This window comes from Thermoanaerobacter sp. RKWS2, from assembly GCF_026240795.1.
GTDB lineage: Bacteria > Bacillota > Thermoanaerobacteria > Thermoanaerobacterales > Thermoanaerobacteraceae > Thermoanaerobacter > Thermoanaerobacter ethanolicus.
Genome location: NZ_CP110888.1, coordinates 305132 through 327497 on the forward strand (window position 1 = coordinate 305132; position 22366 = coordinate 327497).

Below are 22366 nucleotides of genomic sequence, written 5' to 3' on the forward strand. Positions count from 1 at the left end.
TTGGTGGAGAGTAAAAATGTAATCAAAGTGATAGTAGCAATTGTCCTGATGATTATTTTTGGTATTTTAGTTTTTTTGACTGTTAAGCATGTAGTAGCGTATAGAGAGGTAAAGAATGTAAACTCTAACTTAGATAAAAAAGGGCACAAAATTAAAATTGGTTTTTCTCTTGGTACCTTAAAAGAAGAAAGATGGATAAAAGATAGAGATATAGTAATGGCAAAATTACGGGAATTAGGGGCAGAGGTTTTAGTGCAAAATGCTAATAATGATGACCAAGACCAATTAAAACAGGTGAGATACCTTTTGGACCAAAAAATTGACGTACTTATCATTGTTCCAAATGACCTTGAAAAAGCCTCTTATGCGGTATCATTGGCACAAAAAGAAGGAGTAAAAGTGATATCCTATGACAGGCTTGTTACAAAATCAAATGTAGACCTTTATATATCCTTTGACAACGTAAAAGTTGGAAAATTGATGGCGGAATATTTAGTGAAAAGAGTGCCAAGAGGAAATTATCTCATAATAAACGGTGCTACGACGGATAACAACACAAAAATGATAAAGGAAGGATATGACAGTGTTCTAAAGCCCAGAATTGAAAGTGGAGACATAAAAATTGTAAAAGAAGACTGGGCACCTAATTGGATGACAGAATATGCTTTTAATTCTACTGATGAACTGCTGCAAAAGGGCGTGAAAATTGATGCCGTAATAGCAGGGGATGATGCTTTAGCGGGAGGAATTATAGAGGCTTTATCAGAGCACAGAATGGCGGGAAAAGTATTGGTTGCAGCTCAGGATGCTGACCTTGCTGCATGTCAAAGGATAGTGGAAGGAACTCAGGCTATGACAGTGTACAAACCAATTGACAAATTGGCAGAAGCCACCGCAAAAATGGCTATGAAACTTGCAAGAGGAGAAAAATTAAACGTTAAAAATACCATATATGACGGGAAATATTACGTCCCTTATTATGTTCTTGAACCAATTGCTGTTGATAAAACTAATATAGATGATACTGTAATAAAAGACGGTTTTCACAATCGCGATGAAGTATACAGAAATGTATCTAAATGATTATTCAGGCTTTAAGCCTGTATTTTTTTGTCTTAAAAAAATACAGATTGATAAGTTAAAAAATTTAAATCGCCAAAAAAGTAAAGGATAACAAAAAAAGTTCCAGAGGCATTTTGAGGGGGGAAGTAGAATTAATTATTAAAATAAAATTTTAGAAAGGAGAGGTAATGTACAATGAGTAACAAGCGTAGACTTGTAGTGGTAGTGATAGCAGTCCTGTTGTTAGTATCTGCTTTTCTTGGTGGTTGTTCTTCTTCCTCAAAACAAACTTCTAATTCGTCTTCTAATTCATCTTCTTCAAACCAGGCTTCTAATAACAAAATAGCTGTTGGTATTGTATTACCAACAAAAGATGAGCCAAGATGGATTCAAGACGAGACTCGCTTCCAGGATGCATTAAAAAATACCCCTTATTCTGCTGAAGTTCTTTTCAGCCAAGGCGATCCTGCTAAAGAGAAAGCCAATGTAGAAACTTTGATAAGTAAAGGTATAAAGGTACTTATCCTATGTCCTCAAGATGCAAATGCAGCAGCAGCTTCTGCAGAGGAGGCTAAAAAAGCAGGTGTAAAGGTTATATCTTATGACAGATTAATACTTAACACAGATGCAGTAGATTATTATGTCACTTTTGATAGTGTACAGGTAGGTAAAGAACAAGGACAATATTTAGTTGATCATGCAACGGGTAAAGGCAATCCTTTATATCTCTATGCTGGTGCTTTATCTGATAACAACTCTTTCTTATTCTTCCAAGGAGCATGGGAAGTTTTACAGCCAAAGATCGCTGATGGCACTTTTATAATTGCAAATTCTGACAAAGCAGTTGCATTAAAAGATAAAAAAGACTTAACTCGTGATGAAATGGCAAGTATTATAGGACAAATTACTACAAATTGGGATTTTAATACTGCTAAAAACCTTGCTCAGGCAAACCTTGCTAAGGCGCCAAAAAATTTAAAGGGTAATGTATTTATACTTGCTCCTAATGACGGTACCGCAAGGTCAATAGCAGATACTTTTAAAGCAGATCCGGACATTAAAAGTTATGTAATTACTGGGCAAGATGCTGAAAAACCATCTATTCAATACATTATTGATGGCAAACAATCTATGACTGTCTTCAAAGATGTTAGGATTCTTGTTAAGGATGCAATAAATGCTGCTTTGACATATTTAGACGGAAAAACACCAGAATCTACAAAAACTTATAATAATGGTGTAAAAGATGTTCCTTCTAAACCATCTCCTGTACAAGTAGTAGATAAGAATAATGTAAAACAAGCCTTAATAGATTCGGGATATTACAAAGAAAGCGATTTTACTTGGCCTAAATAATGTTGGAGGTGTAAAGAATGGGTACCCCGCTTATAGAGCTTGTAAACGTAAGTAAAAGTTTTTCAGGTGTACAAGTATTATTTGGTGTAAATTTTAAAGTTCAACCAGGGGAGATACATTGTTTAGTTGGAGAAAATGGAGCCGGCAAAAGTACTTTAATGAAAATCTTAAGCGGGGTATACCCTTATGGTGAATACGAAGGAGAGATAAGACTTGAGGGATACCCTGTAAGATTTTTTAGCATAAAAGACAGTGAAAAAGCCGGAATTTCCATTATCCATCAAGAACTTTCTTTAGTTCCAGAGATGACAGTATATGAGAATATCTTTTTGGGAAATGAAATTAAAAAGGGAAGTATAGTAGATACTTTTGAGGAAATAGAAAGAGCACGACAACTTTTATTAAAAGTCAAAGGTGAAAATATTAATCCTACTGTAAAAGCTAAGGACCTTAGTGTAAGTATGCAGCAGCTTGTTGAAATAGCGAAAGCACTTTCAAAAAATCCCAAAGTGTTAATTCTGGATGAGCCAACTTCTGCTTTAAGCGAAACTGAAAGTGAAAATCTCCTTATTCTTCTGAAAGAACTTAAAGAACAAGGAGTTACCATTATTCTTATAAGTCATAGATTAAAAGAAGTTTTGAAAGTGGCGGATTCTATAACTGTTTTACGAGATGGGCAAACAGTAGCCTATTTTAATTGCAAAACTGAAGAAATAGATGAAAAAAGATAATAAAGCATATGGTTGGAAGAGAGATTACAAATCTTTATCCAATGCCTATAGCTAAACCTTTAGATGAACCCATAATGGAAACTAAAAATTGGAATGTAGTTGAACCCAATACAGGCCGCCATTTAGTAAAAGATGCAAACATTGTATTAAAAAAGGAGAAATAGTAGGGTTATTTGGATTAGTTGGTGCTGGACGTACAGAATTTGGACTTAGCCTCTTTGGGAATCCATATGGCTACATTATTTCTGGAGATATAATATTAAAAGGCAGAAAAGTAAAGTTTAAAACTCCGGAAGATGCAATTAAGCAGGGAGTGCTTTATTTAACGGAGGATCGAAAAGAGAAAGGGCTGATTTTGATAAACAGCATAAAGGAAAATATAAGTTTGGCGAATTTAAAAGCTTTGAAGAAAGGAATTACAGTTGATGAAGCCAAAGAGATAGAAATAGCCCAAGGTTTTCAGAAAAAACTTAATATAAAAGCTCGTAATGTTGAAGTTAATGTTTCTACTTTGAGCGGAGGGACTCAGCAAAAAGTTTTGGTAGCTAAAGGCCTTTTTGCTGAACCAGATGTCATTATTTTGGATGAACCTACAAGAGGTATAGATGTTGGCGCAAAATATGAAATATACACATTAATAAGAGAATTAGCAAGTGAAGGCAAAGCCATTCTCCTTATATCCTCTGAATTACCGGAAATATTGGGAATGAGTGATAGAATATATATAATGAGCAAAGGTAAAATTACAGGGGAATTGAAATCAGAAGAAGCCAATCAAGAAATCGTAATGGCTTATGCCGTGAGCTAAAGGAGGGTTTAAGATTGAGGGAATTTATTCGCCATTTAAAAGAATTTTTGAAAGATCATGTAAGAGATTATGCTATGTTTATAGCACTTTTTGCAATAATGGCTGTTTTTGCGGCCCTCTCTGGCGGCGATTTTTTATCACCTGTAAATATTAGTAATCTTGTGGACCAGACGGGATATATAGCTGTTCTTGCAATTGGAGAAACTTTAATTATTGTTATACGTCATATTGACCTTTCTGTGGGATTTTTGTCTGGATTTTTAGGAGCAATTGCAGCTATATTGATGCAATTTTATCACTTTTCTGCTTTATCAGCCATTATAATAGTGCTAGGATTAGGAACATTAGCTGGATTACTAAACGGTTCGCTAGTAACCTACTTAAGAATCCCATCTTTTGTTGCTACTTTAGCAGGTTGGTTAGCTTATCGTGGCGCTCTTTTGTTAGCTACAAAAGGATCTGGAACTATTATAATTACCAATAAAACTTTTAATGCTATAGGCAATGGTTTTATTCCAGACTTACCTTTTATAAATAATATTTTACCTAATTATCATAAGCTTACATTGCTAGTAGGTATTGTAGCAGCAGTGTTAATTGTTTATTTTTCTCTTAAGAATAGAGACCAACAAATTAAAAGAGGATTTGATGTACTTCCACTAGACATTTTCCTTATCGAATTGCTTTTTATTGATGCTTTATTGTTATATATAACTTTTATTTTAGCAGCTCATCGAGGGATTTCATGGACCCTTGTAATTATGATAATTACCACAGTTATTTATAGTTTTATTACTAATAGAACCGTTTTGGGAAGACATATTTATGCAGTAGGTGGTAATCCAGAAGCGGCTGCTTTAAGTGGAATTAATGTGAAAAAAATTACCCTTATTGTCTTTGCTTCGATGGGTTTTCTTTCAGGTTTATCAGGAATATTGTTTGCTTCCAGACTTCAATCAGCTACAACTACTGCTGGTACTCTTTTTGAACTTTATGCTATTGCTGGAGCTTATATAGGAGGAGTATCTGCAGCAGGCGGAGTGGGAAAAGTAATCAACTCATTGATTGGAGCATTTGTTATGTCAACTTTGACTAATGGAATGAATCTTCTAGGAGTGGATATTTCGCTTCAATATATAATTCTTGGAATAGTTTTGGCTGCCGCTGTCATATTTGATGTAGCAACTCGCAGCAAGGAAAGATAAAAAAGACGGGTATGTCCCGTCTTTTTTATCCCCCGCTTTTTCAATGGTCCCCCTCTATTTGCTCCACTTTAAAACAGGATTTCTTGCAGCCAGTACCTCATCAACCCTTCTTACAGGCGTGTTGTGTGGAGCTTCTTTTAAAAGTTGCGGATTTTCTTTTGCTTCCTCTGCTATTTTAATCATTGCTTCAATGAAAGCGTCTAATGTTTCTTTACTTTCTGTTTCAGTAGGCTCTACCATTATGGCGCTGTCAACAATTAATGGGAAATATATTGTGGGTGGATGGAAACCGTAATCTATAAGTCTTTTAGCTACATCTAATGTTGTGATATCATTGACTTTTTCTAAAAGACCAGCTAAAACAAATTCATGCATGCATACTTTGTCAATAGCGACTTTGTAGTGATTTTTGAGTTTTTCTTTAAGATAATTAGCATTTAAAACTGCCATTTCGCTGGCTCTCTTAAGTCCTTCAGCTCCCATAGTTAAAATGTAGGAATAAGCCTTTATAAGCACATTGAAGTTGCCATAAAAGCTTCTCACTTTTCCAATAGAAAGCGGCCTATCATAGTTTAAGCTATATATGCCGTCTTTAAATTCTATTACAGGCACTGGCAAAAAGTCGGCAAGCTCTTTTTTGACACCTACAGGTCCAGAACCCGGGCCACCACCGCCATGAGGTGTAGAGAAGGTCTTGTGAAGATTTAGATGTACAACGTCAAATCCCATGTCTCCAGGACGCGTAATTCCCATTATAGCATTTAGATTTGCACCATCGTAGTATAGAAGACCTCCTGCTTCGTGTATTAATCTTGCGATTTCTACTATGTTCTCTTCAAAAAGCCCCAAAGTACTTGGGTTTGTCAGCATAAGTCCTGCTACTTCATCATTTAAAACAGCCTTTAAGGCTTCTAAATCTATAGCCCCTTCTTTGTTGGATTTAATTTCAATTACGTCAAAACCTGCAACTGCTGCACTAGCGGGGTTAGTACCATGAGCAGAGTCTGGCACGATTATTTTTTTACGTTTTTTGTCATTTCTGTGTTCGTGATAGGCCTTAATTATCATGAGTCCTGTCAATTCACCATGGGCACCTGCAGCAGGCTGTAATGAAAATTTGTCCATTCCAGTTATTTCAGAGAGCATGTTTTCTAATTCATACATGAGTTTCAAAGCGCCTTGCACAGTTTCTACTGGTTGATAGGGATGTAGAGCTGTAAAACCGATAAGGGATGCCATGTCTTCATTTATTTTAGGATTGTACTTCATAGTACAAGAACCTAATGGATAAAAACCCGTATCGACGCCGTAGTTTTTATTTGACAAAAGGGTGTAATGTCTTATTATGTCTACTTCACTTATTTCGGGAAGCTCTATTTCTTCTTTTCTCATCATTTGTTGCGGAAGTATGTCTTCTAAAGGTTTTTCTTCTATATCCAACTTAGGGAGAGTGTAGGCTTTTCTTCCTTCCTTTGACAATTCAAATATCAATTTATTGTACTCTTTCATTCTATCACCTCCAACAGAGCTTTTAACTCATCAATTTCTTCTTTTGTCCTTTTTTCTGTAAAGGCTAGTAACATTGTATTTTTGTATTTGTCGTAATCTCTGTGGAGGTTGTATCCGCCTAATATGCCCTTTTCTAAAAGTTTTTTATTAATTAAGTCTACATCTACATCAGTCTTTAATGCAAATTCCATAAAGAAGGGTTTGTTAAAAGCAGGTTTATATTTTCCTGATGCGGTAAGCATTGAAAAAGCGTAATGAGCCTTTTGAGTGCACTGATAAGCCACTTCTTTTATACCTTTTTTGCCCATAGTTGCTAGATACACTGCAGCTGTTAAGGCATTTAATGAGTGGTTTGAGCATATATTCGAAGTGGCTTTTTCCCTTCTTATGTGTTGCTCTCTTGCTTGCAAAGTAAGCACAAAAGCACGTCTACCATCTACGTCTTTTGTCTGGCCTACTATTCTTCCTGGCATTTTCCGCACAAGCTTTTGTGTTGTAGCTAAAAAACCAAGATAAGGGCCACCAAAATTTAATCCATTGCCAAGAGACTGACCGTCTCCTACAGCTATATCTGCGCCAATTTCTCCTGGCGATTTAAGTATGCCGAGAGGTATTGGATGTACGTAAGTTATCAACATTGCTTTATTTTCATGGGTTATTTTCTCAATTTCTTGCAGGTCTTCGATGATTCCCATGAAATTAGGATACTGTACAATTACTGCCGCAGTGTTAGTCCCAATTTCCGCTTTTAATTTTTCTAAATCTGTTACTCCTTCATTATCGTCTATTTCAATTACTTGGATATCTCTAAAATGCATATAAGTCTTTAAAACTTTTCGCGTTTCTGGATTTACGGTTTTTGAAACTATTATAGACTTCCTTTTGGTGTTTTCACAAGCCATAATTGCAGCTTCTGCGCAGGCTGTTGCTCCGTCGTACATTGAAGCGTTTGTGACTTCCATTCCTGTAAGGTTTGTAATCATTGTCTGGTACTCAAAGATAGCTTGTAGTGTTCCTTGGCTTATTTCTGGCTGGTAAGGAGTGTAGGCCGTGTAGAATTCAGAACGAGATATTATGTGCTTTACCACAGAAGGAATGTAATGGTCATATACTCCAGCGCCTAAAAAACTTGTCAGCTCTTCAAGGCTTTTATTTTCTTCAGCGTATTTCTTTATGTGAGCTGTAAGCTCTATTTCTGACATGGGTTTACCTAAATTTAAAGGCCTTTTTAAGCGAACTTCTTGAGGTATGTTTTCAAACAGTTCTTCTATAGAATTTTTTCCTATTGTTTTTAGCATTTCTTTTTCGTCATTGGAGGAGGCAGGAAGGTAAGGAAACATGCTCTCACTCCTCATCTAAAAATTTTTTATATTCTTCAGCTGTCATCAAATTATCAAGCTGTGACTTGTCTTTGAGTTCTACTAATGCCATCCAACTGCCATAGGGGTCATTGTTTACTAAAGAGGGGTCGTCAACGATAGCATTGTTTACTTCAAGTACTTTTCCATCTACAGGTGTGTAAACATCAGATGCAGCTTTTACAGATTCTACGACTCCAAGTACATTGCCAGCCGAGAGTTCTGCACCTACTTCTGGAAGCTCAATGTACACTATGTTTCCTAAGGAATGCTGTGCATAGTCAGTTATTCCTATGTATGCTTTATCTCCTTCTACTTTGACCCATTCGTGGTCTTTTGAGTAATACAAGCCTTCTAAAACTTCCATACCAAAAACCTCCTATTTTTTATAATTTTTCTTGTAAAAGTTTTTGCTTATGATTAAAGCCTTAAGTGGCTTATTTCTTATCACAATTTCAATTTGATTTCCTAATTGGGCATATTTTGAATCAATCAATGCAAGACCTATATTTTTCTTTAGTGTAGGAGAGAAATACCCTGTTGTTACATAGCCGATTTTTTGATTGTGAGCACGCACTTCATAACCATGTCTTGGAATTCCATTGTCTATCATTTCAAATCCCACGATTTTACGCTTAAGCCCTTCTTCTTTTTGCTTTAGTAGAGCATCTTTTCCGATAAAATTGCCCTTGTCAAATTTGACGAAAAACTCAAAACCTGCTTCTAAAGGAGTTATTTCTTCTGAAAGTTCATTTCCGTATAGAGGTAAACCTGCTTCAAATCTCAAAGTATCTCTTGCCCCTAATCCTGCCGGTTTAAGTCCATATTCTTTTCCAACTTCCACTATTTTTTCCCACAATTCTACTGCGTATTTATTAGGAATGTAAATTTCAAAGCCATCTTCACCCGTATATCCTGTTCTTGATACCAGGCATTCAATTCCAGCTATTTTTACATTGTCTTTAAAGCAGAAAAATTTAATTTCTGAAAGATCAGTATCTGTAAGTTTTTGAAGTATTTCTTCTGCTTTTGGGCCTTGTATGGCAAGTTCTGCTACTTCATCTGAAATGTTTTCTATTTCTACCTCATATACGCCTTTATTGTCTTTCATCCATTTGTAATCCTTTTCTATATTAGCCGCATTTACAACCAAGTAGAAGTGTTCATCAGAATATTTGTAGACTAATAAGTCATCTACAACGCCGCCATTGTAATTGCACATAAAAGTATAAAGGACTTGATTGCCTTTTAGTTTTGACAAATCATTTGTTATGAGATTTTGCAAAAAGTTAAAAGCTTCTCTTCCTTTTACAGTTATTTCTCCCATGTGAGAAACATCAAAGAGTCCTGCAGCATTTCTCACTGCTTCGTGTTCAGAGATTATACTTTCAAACTGAACAGGGAGAGCCCATCCTGCAAAGTCAATAATTTTTCCATTATATTTTTTGTAAAGTTCAAAAAGAGGTGTTTTTTTGAGGTTATCCAAACATACCACACCCTTTCATAAAATTTAAAAGAGGAGTTATGATGAGCACAACAAGAGAATATGCCATCACAACTCCTCTGTTTTTTGACCTGAGAGCTTCTACTTATGTATTGCTCCTTCGGTGCTCTTGCGAGACTTTCCAGAGGTCTATCCGATAGCGATACTTTTGCCTGAGAGCTTCTATAAAGGCTTGGCGGGCCTTTATATTTCCCCTTCGGCTATCTTTTTACAAAGATATCTCTCGCTATCTTCATCTAGAACAGTATTAAATTTTTTTAAAATATGCTATACTTTTATTATATTATATTCCCTGTAATAGTCAATAATCAAAACGAGGAGAGGTGGATATGTTATATATTTACAATAGGAACACAAATCCCTATTTTAATTTAGCTGCTGAAGAGTACGTTTTAAAAGAATTCCAAGAAGAATGTTTCATGTTATGGAGAAATGAACCTAGCATTATAGTAGGCAAAAATCAAAACACATTAGCGGAAATAAATTTGGATTATGTGCGACAACATAAAATTCCAGTTGTCAGAAGATTATCGGGTGGAGGAGCGGTTTTTCACGACCTCGGCAATTTAAATTTTACTTTTATAGTAAATGAGGATGTCAGCAGTTTCAGTGATTTTAAAAGATTTACACAGCCAATTATAGATGTGCTTAGAAAACTTTCTGTTAATGCTGAGTTTTCAGGGAGAAATGACATAACAATTGACGGCAAAAAAATTTCAGGAAATGCGCAGTATTATTACAAAAATAGAATATTACACCATGGAACACTTTTGTTTTCTTCCAGCATTACAGATTTGTCAGCAGCACTGAAAGTGCGACCTGTAAAATTTGAAGATAAAGGTGTAAAATCTGTGTCTAAAAGAGTTACAAACATAAGTGAGCATCTAAAAGAGCCTATTACAATAGAACAGTTTATAGACCTCATTATGAATCACATTAGAGAACAAACCGGTGGAAGTGAAATGTATGAATTTACGCAGGAAGACATAAAAAAAATAGAGAAATTGGTTAAAGAAAAATATAGCACATGGGAATGGAATTTTGGAACATCGCCAGATTACAGTTTTAAAAATGAGAAAAAATTTACTGGTGGCACTGTAGAAGTAAATTTAAATGTAGAAAAGGGAATAATAAAAGATATAAAAATTTATGGAGACTTTTTTGGAAAATACGATGTTTCAGAGGTAGAAAACCTTTTAAAAGGAGTAAAGCATTCAGAAGAAGAGATAAGAAAAGTGCTTTCAAATATTGACATGAATGATTATTTTGCCAACATAACTGTTGACAATTTAATAGAAGTGATGTTCTGAGAGGTTAAAAATATTTTTAGGTTGTTGAACTTTTAACGGAAAAGTGGTAAAATATATACAAACGAAATTGTTAAATAATTATCGTTTTTATTTTATCAAATTTAATCCCCTCCCACCAGGGTACAGTTCGCCAAATGAGATATTGTTAGTGGTCAAAATTACTAAGAAAGACGGAAGTGGAGGTATATTGATGGATATAGAAATAAAGATGCCTGCTTTGTCAGATACCATGAAAAGCGGGCGAATTACAAAATGGTATGTTGAAGAAGGGCAATATGTAGAAAAAGGAGCTTGTTTGTGTGATGTAGCAGTAAATAAAATGAGTTTTGAAGTGTACAGTGATTATGAAGGCATTATTTCAAAAATTGTTTGTCCTGCTGGAACTACAGTCGAGCCAGGGAATACTATTGCAATTATTACACAGTCTGAAGAAGTTAAGCCTTCCGAGACGCAAAAAGAAATTAAGTATGAATACAAAGAATATGATTTAGCTGTCATAGGGGCAGGTCCTGGAGGATATGTTGCTGCTATTAAAGCTGCTAAAAAAGGTGCAAAAGTAGCTTTATTTGAAAAAGATAAATTAGGTGGTACCTGTCTAAATAGAGGATGTATACCAACAAAAGCTTATGCAAGAATTGCCGAGGTGTATGACATTTTAAAACGGGCTGGAGAATTTGGATTTGATGTAAAAGTAAACTCTTTTGATTATACTCAAGTTGTAAAGAGAAAAGATGGTATTGTAGGAGAGCTTGTTGAAGGCATTAATGCTTTGCTGAAGGCTAATGGAGTGGACTTGTTTTACGCTGAAGCAAAAGTTGACAAGGAAAAGAATGTACTATTTGGAGAAAACAAAATTAAAGCGAAAAACATTATTATTGCAACTGGGTCATCACCTGCTGAACTTCCTATTGAAGGCATTAATTCTAAAAATGTCATGAATAGCGATACTATTCTTGAAATGACTTCTTTGCCACAAAGTTTATGCATTATAGGTGGCGGAGTAATAGGCATGGAATTTGCTTTTATAATGAATCAATTTGGAGTAAAAGTGTCAGTTGTTGAAATGATGCCTAATATTCTTCCTACACTTGATAAAAAGATAAGTTCCTCTATTAAATTCGTTGCACAAAAAAGAGGAATCAAGATATATACTTCTTCAACGGTTGAGAGAATAGATGAAGAAGAAAACGGAGGGAGTATAGTAACAGTTAAAAATGGTGAAAATATAAAGCGCATATACGCAGACAAGGTATTTGTGTCTATAGGGAGGAAGTTAAATACGGATATTGGTCCAATTGTAGAACTATTAGAATTTGAAGGAAAAGCTATTAAAGTTGATGAGCACATGAAGACAAATGTAGAAGGAGTTTATGCAGTAGGTGATGTCACAGGCAAGATGATGTTAGCTCATGTTGCTTCAGCACAAGGGGAAGTAGCAGTTGACAACATTTTTGGTGAATCATCTACCATAGATTATATGAAAATACCTGCTGCAGTATTTACAGAACCAGAGATTGGATATTTTGGGTATACAGAAGAAGAGGCAAAAAGAAGTTTGGGGAAATAAAAGTAGGGAGATTTGATTTCAAGCACAACGGAAGAGCTAAAACCTATGGAGAAACAGAAGGATTTGCAAAGATAATTTCAAATGAAATTGGAGAAATAGTTGGTGCATGGGTAGTAGGCAGTGGAGCTTCTGAACTTATTCACATACTTTCAACAGCCTGCCAAGAAGGTGTGGATGCGGAAGCTTTGAAGAAAGTGGTTTATGCCCATCCTACCAGGAGCGAAACGATTATGGAAGCTGTTAAGGACATCTTTGGGGAGTCTATACACAAAGTGTAATTTACGTTTTCGAAGCTCTTAAAGAGCTTTCGAAATAAATTAAAATAAAAGGAGGCAGGTTAAAATGGCAAGCGAAGGCATGAAAGAATTAGAGAGAGGTATGGGAAAACTGGGACAAGAGATACCTTCAGTTATGAAAGCTTTCAATGAACTCCATCATGCTGCTACCACTAGTGGGGCTCTTTCTACTAAGGAAAAGGAGCTTATCGCTTTAGGTATTGCTGTAGCTATTCGCTGTTCTCATTGTATCCTTGCCCACGTAAATTCAGCTTTGCAAGCGGGAGCTACGCGTCAAGAGATTATGGAGACATTGGGAGTAGCTGTGCTTATGAGTGGAGGGCCTGGGGTTGCTTATGCTACTGAGGCTCTAAAAATTTTAGAAGAAGCTGGGAAGTAATTAGAATTGAAAATTAATATACTGATGAGGAGGAGTTTGAAATGGCAATTGAAACCTTTAAAGCGGTTTCAAGAAAATTACCAGAAGGTTTAGCAGTTGAAAGCGAGGTAAGAGGCTTTAAAATAATCTTAGATGAGCCTAAAGAATTAGGCGGTACGAATAAAGGAATGAATCCTGTAGAGGCTTTGCTTTGCGCTTTAGGTTCTTGCCAGACGATTGTTGCAGCTGCTTTTGCAAAGGCAAAAGGTATAGACCTACAAGGCTTTTGGGTTGAATTAGAAGGGGATCTTGATGTAGACGGATTCATGGGAAAAGCTGGTGTAAGGCCAGGTTTTCAAGAGATAAGATTTAAAATGCACATAAAGACAGATGCACCGAAAGAAAAAGTAGAAGAGTTTGCAAAGTTTATAGAAAAGACTTGCCCAGTAGGAGATTCTTTAGCAAATCCAGTAAAATTAGTTTTGTCAGATGTGGTCGTTGAATAATAATCAAAAGCACTCCACCTTTTTGCGGTGGAGTGCTTTTGATTATAGAGGATTTTTAAGATTTTTGTAGAACTATAATAATAAAACTATTGTTTTAGGGGGATTAGAGATGAACTTTGAAGACAGAGTGGCAAAAAGAGCAAAGTCCATAGAAATATCTACCATAAGATATTTCTTTAACATGGCTAGAGAGGTACCGGGAGCAATATCCCTTGCTATCGGAGAGCCAGATTTTGTAACGCCTCAGCACATAAGGGAAGCAGCGAAAAAAGCCCTCGATGAAGGTAAAACAGGATATACTGTAAATCCAGGGCTTATTGAACTAAGGCAGGAAATTTCAAATTATCTCAAAAGAAGGTATAACCTTTCTTACAATTCGGAAACTGAAATTTTAGTCACAATTGGTGCTACAGAAGCAATATACGTCGCTTTAAATACTTTGGTAGAGGAAGGAGACGAAGTATTAATTCCAGAGCCTTCATTTGTGGCATACCATCCTTGTACAATACTCGCAGGTGCCAAATCTGTTTTTGTGCCAACATATGAAGAAGATGACTTTGTACTAAGGGCAGATGTTTTAGAAAAATACATTACAGACAAATCAAAAGTATTAATTTTACCATATCCTAACAATCCAACTGGGGCAGTAATGCCAAAAGAGGCGATGGAAAAGATAGCTGAAGTGGTCAAAAAGTATGACCTCATTGTAGTTACTGATGAAATTTATTCTGAGCTAGTATACAGTGGTTTTGAACATGTAAGTTTTGCATTTTTGCCAGACATGTGGGAAAGGACGGTTACTATAAACGGTTTTTCTAAATCCTATGCGATGACAGGTTGGCGTCTCGGATATATAGCGGCACCAGAATATTTTATAAAACATATGACAAAAATACACCAATACGGCGTAACAGCAGCAGCAACGATGTGTCAGTATGCGGGCATAGAGGCTATAAAAAATGGGGACGGAGATATTTTAATGATGAGAGAAGAGTACGACAAAAGAAGAAAGTATTTGCTTCAAAGTGTGAGAGAAATGGGACTCGATTGTTTTGAGCCAAAGGGTGCTTTTTACATATTCCCTTCAATAAAAAAGACAGGCCTTACCTCAATGGAATTTGCTAAGAGACTCCTTTACGAAGCAAAAGTTGCAGTTGTGCCGGGAAATGCTTTTGGAGAAAATGGTGAAGGGTATGTTCGCATGGCTTATGCAACATCTATGGAAAACTTAGAAGAAGCAGTGAAAAGAATGAAAGAATTTATGTCAAAATTTTAAAAATAAACTGCGGAAGGCGAATAGCTTACCTTCCGCAGTTTATTTTTTTGTTATTTTATTTAGTTTATTTTTGCCACATTTATATTGCAAAATGTTAAGCTTTTCATTATCATATAAATAGAATATAATTTAAGCTGAAAGAGGTGATAATTATCACACTCAATGAAAGAAGTAAACAAATTCTTATGAAACTTATTAATTCTAATGAGCCTGTAAAAATCTCTGACCTTGCGAAAATATTCAATGTAAGCAGCAGAACCATAAGGTACGACCTTGATGCAATTGATGAATTTTTAAAGTACAACAGTTTGCCACAATTGATGCGCAAACCGAATGTAGGTGTGAAATTTTCTGAACTATTGGAATACAGAAATAAAGTTTTATCTTTACTTGATAGTCTTTCACCTTACTATTACAATTTATCGCAACAAGAAAGGGTAAATATAATACTCAGTGAACTTATACAACAAAGAGATTATATAACTATAAATGACCTGGCGGATAAACTAATGGTTTCAAGAAGTACAGTTATAAATGACCTAAAAAACGTAAGAAAGTGGCTTATAGAACATGGACTTCAGTTGAAGTCTGCACCGAAATATGGAATCAAAGTTGTGGGGGATGAAAAACAATTACGAAGAGCTGCTATAGAACTTTTAACAGAGGTAATTGATATTGATAAGGCATTGGATATTGTAAAATCTCCGATTTATACTCGTTCTAGTGTAGGAATTGATAAACAAATCACCAAGCTGTTTGAGGATATAGACATGCCTTATATCGAAGAATGTATACAAATAGCAGAAAGAGAACTGGAAACTGTTTTTTCTGATGCTGCATTTTCTGGCCTTGTAATTCACATAGCAATAGCAATTAAAAGGATACAACTTGGGAAAGACATAATTATGCCAAAAGAAGAATTAAAAGCTTTAGAAATTACAAAGGAGTTTGCTGTAGCATCAAATATTGCAAAAATGCTGGAGGACCATTTTAAGGTTTCTATTCCACATGATGAAATTGGATATATTACAGTTCATCTTCTAGGAAGCAATGTAACAAAAACGCGACCTTATGCTAATGAAAATTGGGTTGGTTATCAGCTATTAACAGAAAAAATTATTAGAAATGTCAGCACCAAAATACATCAAGATTTGTCAGGAGATAGACAGCTTTTTGAAGGGCTTTTGGACCATTTGAGACCGACAGTATACCGGTTAAGGCACGGCCTTAAATTAAAAAATCCTATTTTGGATGAGATTAAAGCGAATTATAAAGAATTGTTTGAAATAGTCAAAGAAAGTTTAAAACCTTTGGAAGATTATACAGGCAAAGCATTAAACGACGAAGAAATAGCTTATTTTACAATACATTTTGGTGCTGCAATTGAAAGGTTAAAAGTTACTAAAGCAGCTAAGCCCAATATCCTCGTTGTATGTGGTACAGGAATAGGTACGGCGAAACTTCTTTCTTCGAGATTACAATTAGTTTTTGATGTAAATATAGTAGATACTGTTGCATACCATCAGGTAAAAGATATATTAAAAGAAAAAAATGTAGATTTAATAGTGTCTACTGTTCCAATCCAATATGAAGGGATTAAAACTATTGAAGTAAATCCTCTTCTTACAGAAAAAGACATAGAATTATTAAAAAATCTCGTTATTAAACCTAAAGTACAACATACAGTTATTGACGATTTAATAAAAATAATAGAAAAGCATTGTGTCATAGGCAATCGTAAAAAATTGATGGAAGATTTATCAAAATTTTTAAATACAGCATCATATGAAAATACGAGAGGAGTTGTTCAACCGGTGTTGAAAGACATCTTAACAGAGAATACCATAAAGCTTAATGTCGAAGCAAAAGATTGGGAAGAAGCAATAAGAATAGGAGGTGAGCTACTTGTTAAAAATGGTTTTGCAGAACCAAGTTATATTGATGCAATGATAAATACAGTAAAAGAGATAGGCCCATATATTGTCATTGCACCAGGGATAGCAATGCCCCACGCAAGACCAGAAGCAGGTGCAAAAAAAATAGGCATGAGCTTAATTACACTAAAAAATCCTGTTAACTTTGGAAACAAAGAAAACGATCCAGTAAAAATTGTAGTTTCCCTCTGTGCAATAGACCACTCATCACATCTTAAAGCCCTCTCGGAATTGGTAGAGCTTTTGGGGGATGAAAAATTTGTATTTATTTTAACAAACGCTTCAGGTAAAGAGATGGTTTTGGAGTATATTATGGGAAATAAGAAAGGAGGAGATGATGAATAAACTAAATGGAATAATAAGAATGACATAGCAAACAAAATAATTGAATTTTTCTATTTAGGAGTGGTGAGCTATGAAAATTGTTACTATATGTGGCATGGGATTAGGAACAAGTTTAATGCTAAAAATGAATATTGAGAATATATTAAAAAGTATAGGTAAATCAGCTCAGATTGATAATGTAGATCTTGGCTCAATAAAAGGAATTAATGCTGATTTAGTAATTGCTCCAAAAGATATGGAATCAAGATTGAAGGACGTACCCCTACCTAAAATTTTCATAAATAATCTTATTGATAAATTAGAACTTGAACAAAAATTAAAAGAATATTTTCAGTAACTATAATAATTTAAGAAAAGGGGGATAACATGCAAATTATTAATTTTATAAGTATGGTTTTGTCTCAGCCTGCTGTTATATTAGGACTAGTTGCAGCCTTGGGATTGGTAGCTATGCGCAAATCTTTTAGTGATATAGTAATTGGGACAACTAAAACTATGTTAGGTTTCTTAATTTTAACTGGTGGTGCTGGTATTATTGTAAATGCCTTAATACCATTCAGCACAATGTTTCAAGAAGCATTTCACTTAACCGGTATTGTAGCAGAAGATAATTCACTTGTTGCTGCTGTTTCAAAATTTTTGGGAACAGAAACGGCAATAATAATGGTTTTAGCATTTGTTATAAACTTAATATTAGCAAGATTAACTCCGTACAAGTATGTCTTTTTAACGGGTCATATGATCTGGAGTTTTGCTGGTACAATGGCTATTTTATTTGACCAGATGGGATTTAGTGGTTGGAAATTAATATTACTTGGTTCAATTGTTGAGGGATTGTGTATGGTAATATTTCCTGCCATATCACAACCAACAGTAAAAAAAGTTACAGGTTCAGATGAAGTTGCCTTTGGATTTTGGGGAAGTTCATGGATTACGCTGGCTGGCTGGATTGGTAAACCTTTTGGTAATCCAAAGGACTCTGCAGAAGACATAAAGGTGCCTCAAAGTCTTGATTTCTTCAGGGATATGTCGATCTTTATGTCAATTGTTATGGTTATCATATATATAATTACAGCTATAGTTGCTGGACCATCCGTTGTAGGTAAACTAAGTGGTGCACAGAATTATATAATATATGCAATAATTCAAGCACTTACATTTGTAGCTGGTGTGTTAGTTCTTTTGCAGGGTGTAAGAATGTTTTTAGGAGAAATTATTCCTGCATTTAAAGGAATAAGTGAACACATAGTACCTGGTGCAAAGCCAGCATTGGATGTTCCTATTTTCTATCCATACTCTCCCACTGCCGTAGTTCTAGGGTTTATTGCGGCATTAGTTGGCTCGTTGATAGCGACATTTTTGACAAGATTTATTGCTCCAGTGGTTGTGCTACCAAGTGTTATTGGAATGTTTTTTATGGGAGCTGCTGCGGGGGTATTTGGAAATGTTTTAGGAGGAAAAAAAGCTTCTTTAGTCGCGGGTTTCTTTTTAGGATTTACGTGGCCATTGATGGTTGCTTTTGCATATCCTCTAGTTGATGTGACGAAATATGGTGTACAAGGTCTATGGTTTGCATCGCCAGATGCAATAATTGTTGTTGTGATAATAAGACTAATAGGTAAATTGTTTGGTATATAAGAGCAAAATACTAATTTTTTAAGTATTTCGGTAATATGTCAAGAGGGTGATAAAAAAATTCAAAAAAATTTAATAAAATAACCTAAAAAAGGGCATAGCAAAGCTAACCATCACGCAATAAGCTGATGGAAATTAATGTAAAATATGGTCATGGGATAATATGTTAACTTATACAATCATCTCCTTTCATTATTGGGGATTTATAAAGTTTTTCTTCGCGCAGCAGAGCGAAGACTAACCTTACAGTTTTACGTGCAGTCAATACAAGAGCACGTTTATGCTTGTGAGTTTTGCTTTCTTTAAATTTGCGGGCATAGTATTGTGAGAACTCAGGTAAATACTTCCTGAGCTGGTCAGCTGCTTGAATAAAATAATATCTGAGATACTCATTACCAGTACGCTTGAGATATGTGTCCTCCGCTTTAAAATCAGCAGACTGGTACTCTGACCAATAAAGGCCGGAAAACTTTGCAAGGGCATTATCATTATCAAACCTTGAAATTCCGCCTATCTCAGATATTAAGCCGGCTGCGATGGTTGGGCCAATACCTTTTACTGATGTAAGACAAAGAAATTCATTATTAAATCCTTTTACCTCATTAATAATGGCTTTTTCTACAGCTTTCTTCTGTTTTTCAAGGGACTGTAGATTATCAAAGCAAGACTTGATAACAAAGTTTAAAGAATCATCTACAGTAGCATTAATTCTATAAGACTTGTGAACAGCCTCTTGAAGCAATTTAGCTGTAGCTTCTGGATCATCAAAGCGATCTTTACTCTTGTCAACCAAAAAGCCGGCAAGCTCATCAAGCGGTCGAGCCGCAATATCATCAAGGGTGAAAAACTCATTAAATATTTCAGTAGCAGTTGCTCCAAAATTATTACTAAAGACTTTATTTTGGCACAAACCACTAAACTTAAGGAACAAATTGCTGAGGAAATAATTTTTTTCTCTAACAATACTATTAACAATGTGGAAGCGATGGCGAGTAAGCCTCTGGAGAGCAAGATATCTAAAATCTACAGAACAAGATTTAGGGAGTCTACCGAATCTCAGTTTTTCAGCAATAGCAAAGGCATCAATCCAGTCATTTTTAGGTAAATTGCCGAGAGACTTTTTAAAAGCATTAATAATATTAGCATTAAAAGTAGTAATAGAAGGTTGATAAGGCTTAAGAGCAGAATGATCAGCCAAATAATACTGGAGGTGCCAGCCATAGACTGAAGTAGATTCCAAACCAATAAAGACCTTTTGGATATTGTATTTATTACAACACTCCAAGATACGGGAAACTATAACATCACAACCATGAGGGTTATTTTCTACAGAAAAACGAGAGGAAGCATCATTACCCTCCTGGTCGAGAATATGAACCTTGACATCATTCAGGCTTACATCCATACCAACAAAAAGCTTATTCAAGATTGTTACACCTCCTTTCAAAATTGATAAAGTAAGTATAAGTAAAAGTTAATTTGAGATAACCCTAGCAACCAGATTATGTAGCAACCTCGCAATTAGCTCTTAATATATAAGCCTGAATCCTCTGCTGCCAGGGGCTTATATATGACAAAGCAGATTTCGCGTAAGAAAAGGCAAATCTGGTGTAGGGACCACACTTAAAAGAGCGGTCAAGCCGCATGGAGGACGAAAGCCTGTCCCACATTAACTTTACAGTATAATAATGCTACAAGTTATCTCAAAAGTAAATAATAAGGCCGAAAAAAGATGAGACGGCCGCGCCATGAATCCTGCATATTGCGCAATATTACGGATTCATGGCAATAGATAAGATTTTAGACAAGATGAGAATATTAAAGATTTCCAGTTATAAATGCGCTTTATTAAATTTTTAAGAAGTGAGACAATTTATTGTCTTTAAAATTAATTATACGAGGAGGAAGTTTAAATGGCTCACATTAATACTGTTTTAGGGGAAATTAAAGCAGAAGATTTAGGTTTTACTTACAGCCATGAGCATTTGATTGCACATCCACCGGATTGGAAAAAAGGGAAGATCCAGATCTTGAATTACCAAGCATTGAATGTGCAATAATTGAATTAAAAAAATTTTATTATGCAGGTGGAAGAACGTTAGTTGAAGGCAGTACTATAGATTATGGCAGAGATCCAGAAGCCTTAAAATATATTGCGACTAAAGTTCCGGTAAATATAATTTGTACTACTGGTTTCAATAAAGGAGCATATTATCCTGAATGGGTTAAAGAAATAGCATTTAATGACCTTGTCGATTTATTTGTTGAGGAGGTTGAAAATGGAATAGGTAATACTGGAATTAAGGCTGGACAGATAAAAATAGGTACTTCATATAACGTTATAACCAAATTAGAGGAAAAAGTGATAAGGGCAGCTGCAAAAGCACAAATTATAACAAAAGCTCCTATTTGGTGTCACACTGAAAGTGGCACGATGGGTCTTGAAATATTGGATATTCTTGAGGAAGAAGGAGCAGATATTTCGAAGGTAGCTGTAGGTCATTCTGACAGAAATGCGGATCCAAAGTATCATATAGATATATTAAAAAGAGGTGCATACTTACAATTTGATGGACCAGGCAAAATCAAATATTATCCTGATAGCGTAAGGATAGAACTTATAAAAAATGTTATAAATAATGGCTTTGAAGATAAATTACTAATTTCGGGTGATATGGGAAGAAAATCTTACTTATCTGCATATGGGGGAGGTCCTGGTTTTGAATTTATAATTAAAAAATTCACCAAGCGGATGTTAGAAGAAGGAATAACTAAAGATATAATTAACAAGATATTTATTAAAAATCCAGCAAAATGGCTAACAATAGATGATTAATGAAGAAGGAGTGCGAAATTATATGGCCTACGATTTAGAACAACTTACAAGAATTGAAGTGGAAAAAATATTCAAGACAAACCCCATTGTAATTTTGCCTGTTGGAGCAACAGAACAGCACGGCCCACATTTACCATATGGAACAGATTCATTCTATGCAGAATATGTGGCACGGAAAGTGGCTGATAGGTTAGATGCAGTTGTTTTACCGGTAATTCCTTACGGATATTCATACGTATGGGAAGGGATTCCCGGTGTTATTTCACTAAGTGATGATACGTTTAAAAATATCATATATGATGTAGCAAATAGTTTAAAAAAACATGGATGCAAAATATTGGTTATTATAACAGGACACGAAGCAAATATAAGACCGCTGAAATTTGCTGTTAGAAAACTCCATAATTATATTTATTTTCCCATAATATATTTCCATTATCCTAACTTGGATCAATTTTCAAAAGGGATAATTAAATCACAAAAATGGTATGGAATGATACATGCTTGTGAAATAGAAACATCTGTCATGTTAGCTATTAATGAGAGCCTAGTACGATTAGATAGGGCAATAAAAGAGTATCCGGACATACCAGCAGACTACGGCTATTCTGATGACTATCTTGGAAATATTAGTAAATCCGGGGTATTTGGGGACGCAACATTAGCTACTAAAGAGAAGGGCGAATATTTACTGGATTCAATGGTAGATTTTATAGTAGATAAAATAACGAAAATTATTGATGAAATAGATAGGAAAATTGAATGATTCA

The 22366-nt window shown here is 35.1% G+C and carries 16 protein-coding genes, 3 pseudogenes and 1 riboswitch; of the genes and pseudogenes, 14 read left to right on the forward strand and 5 right to left on the reverse strand.

The genetic code is table 11. From position 1 onward, the window contains the following. The first annotated feature begins 3 nt into the window (after positions 1-3). From OEI98_RS01520 to OEI98_RS01535, 4 genes and pseudogenes are all read left to right on the forward strand, one after another. Positions 4-1083 carry a sugar ABC transporter substrate-binding protein gene (locus OEI98_RS01520; RefSeq protein ID WP_266039123.1) on the forward strand — a complete coding sequence of 360 codons (1080 nt, stop codon included), beginning with the start codon at positions 4-6 and terminating at the stop codon, positions 1081-1083. A gap of 333 nt (positions 1084-1416) precedes the next feature. Further along, the gene (locus tag OEI98_RS01525; protein WP_416237345.1) at positions 1417-2418 is read left to right on the forward strand and encodes a sugar ABC transporter substrate-binding protein; all 1002 of its coding nucleotides are present in this window, start codon (positions 1417-1419) and stop codon (positions 2416-2418) included. Between the two features lie 17 nt (positions 2419-2435). Continuing rightward, positions 2436-3957: pseudogene (locus tag OEI98_RS15215) on the forward strand (sugar ABC transporter ATP-binding protein). A 14-nt stretch (positions 3958-3971) separates the two neighbouring features. Further along, complete coding sequence (locus tag OEI98_RS01535) at positions 3972-5162, forward strand: sugar ABC transporter permease (protein WP_266039127.1); 1191 nt, start codon at positions 3972-3974, stop codon at positions 5160-5162. Between the two features lie 54 nt (positions 5163-5216). On the opposite strand, the gene gcvPB is transcribed toward OEI98_RS01535, so the two are convergent. The 4 genes from gcvPB to gcvT are packed head-to-tail and all read right to left on the reverse strand — an operon-like array spanning position 5217 to position 9515. Then, positions 5217-6671 (reverse strand): aminomethyl-transferring glycine dehydrogenase subunit GcvPB, encoded by a 1455-nt coding sequence (gcvPB, locus tag OEI98_RS01540; protein ID WP_266039129.1) that lies wholly within the window; start codon positions 6669-6671, stop codon positions 5217-5219. Then, a complete protein-coding gene (gcvPA, locus tag OEI98_RS01545) occupies positions 6668-8011 on the reverse strand; it encodes an aminomethyl-transferring glycine dehydrogenase subunit GcvPA (RefSeq protein ID WP_266039131.1) in 1344 nt (447 codons plus the stop codon). Before gcvPA ends, gcvPB begins: the two co-directional genes overlap by 4 nt. A 4-nt stretch (positions 8012-8015) precedes the next feature. Then, a complete protein-coding gene (gcvH, locus tag OEI98_RS01550; protein ID WP_266039133.1) occupies positions 8016-8396 on the reverse strand; it encodes a glycine cleavage system protein GcvH in 381 nt (126 codons plus the stop codon). A gap of 12 nt (positions 8397-8408) precedes the next feature. Beyond that, entirely contained in the window at positions 8409-9515 is a 1107-nt protein-coding gene (gene gcvT, locus OEI98_RS01555) for a glycine cleavage system aminomethyltransferase GcvT (RefSeq protein ID WP_266039135.1), read from the reverse strand. A gap of 148 nt (positions 9516-9663) precedes the next feature. Continuing rightward, a riboswitch (glycine riboswitch) is annotated at positions 9664-9769 on the reverse strand. Positions 9770-9862: 93 nt separating this feature from the next. Here gcvT and OEI98_RS01560 point away from each other — a divergent pair. The 8 genes and pseudogenes from OEI98_RS01560 to OEI98_RS01595 all read left to right on the forward strand — a co-directional run bounded on the left by OEI98_RS01560 (position 9863) and on the right by OEI98_RS01595 (position 18763). Then, positions 9863-10843, forward strand: coding sequence for a lipoate--protein ligase (locus tag OEI98_RS01560; protein ID WP_266039137.1), 981 nt, complete (start codon positions 9863-9865; stop codon positions 10841-10843). Between the two features lie 190 nt (positions 10844-11033). Next, a pseudogene (gene lpdA, locus OEI98_RS01565) lies at positions 11034-12688 on the forward strand (dihydrolipoyl dehydrogenase). Between the two features lie 64 nt (positions 12689-12752). Then, a complete protein-coding gene (locus OEI98_RS01570) occupies positions 12753-13085 on the forward strand; it encodes a carboxymuconolactone decarboxylase family protein (protein WP_004400225.1) in 333 nt (110 codons plus the stop codon). 41 nt (positions 13086-13126) lie between these two features. Continuing rightward, positions 13127-13570, forward strand: coding sequence for an OsmC family protein (locus tag OEI98_RS01575; RefSeq protein ID WP_003870816.1), 444 nt, complete (start codon positions 13127-13129; stop codon positions 13568-13570). Positions 13571-13679: 109 nt separating this feature from the next. After that, entirely contained in the window at positions 13680-14846 is a 1167-nt protein-coding gene (locus tag OEI98_RS01580) for a pyridoxal phosphate-dependent aminotransferase (RefSeq protein ID WP_266039140.1), read from the forward strand. A 134-nt stretch (positions 14847-14980) separates the two neighbouring features. Next, a complete protein-coding gene (locus OEI98_RS01585) occupies positions 14981-17125 on the forward strand; it encodes a BglG family transcription antiterminator (RefSeq protein WP_266040525.1) in 2145 nt (714 codons plus the stop codon). A gap of 70 nt (positions 17126-17195) precedes the next feature. Further along, positions 17196-17462, forward strand: coding sequence for a PTS sugar transporter subunit IIB (locus tag OEI98_RS01590; RefSeq protein WP_266039141.1), 267 nt, complete (start codon positions 17196-17198; stop codon positions 17460-17462). A gap of 35 nt (positions 17463-17497) precedes the next feature. After that, positions 17498-18763 carry a PTS ascorbate transporter subunit IIC gene (locus OEI98_RS01595; RefSeq protein WP_416237346.1) on the forward strand — a complete coding sequence of 422 codons (1266 nt, stop codon included), beginning with the start codon at positions 17498-17500 and terminating at the stop codon, positions 18761-18763. A 163-nt stretch (positions 18764-18926) separates the two neighbouring features. Here OEI98_RS01595 and OEI98_RS01600 read toward each other — a convergent pair whose 3' ends face one another. Continuing rightward, a complete protein-coding gene (locus OEI98_RS01600) occupies positions 18927-20165 on the reverse strand; it encodes an IS110 family transposase (protein WP_201035670.1) in 1239 nt (412 codons plus the stop codon). A 508-nt stretch (positions 20166-20673) separates the two neighbouring features. Between OEI98_RS01600 and OEI98_RS01610 the strand changes: the two are divergent. Further along, a pseudogene (locus tag OEI98_RS01610) lies at positions 20674-21596 on the forward strand (phosphotriesterase). Further along, on the forward strand, positions 21589-22362 hold the full coding sequence (locus OEI98_RS01615; protein WP_266039149.1) for a creatininase family protein: 774 nt from the start codon (positions 21589-21591) through the stop codon (positions 22360-22362). Before OEI98_RS01610 ends, OEI98_RS01615 begins: the two are co-directional and overlap by 8 nt. The last annotated feature ends 4 nt before the right edge of the window (positions 22363-22366 follow it).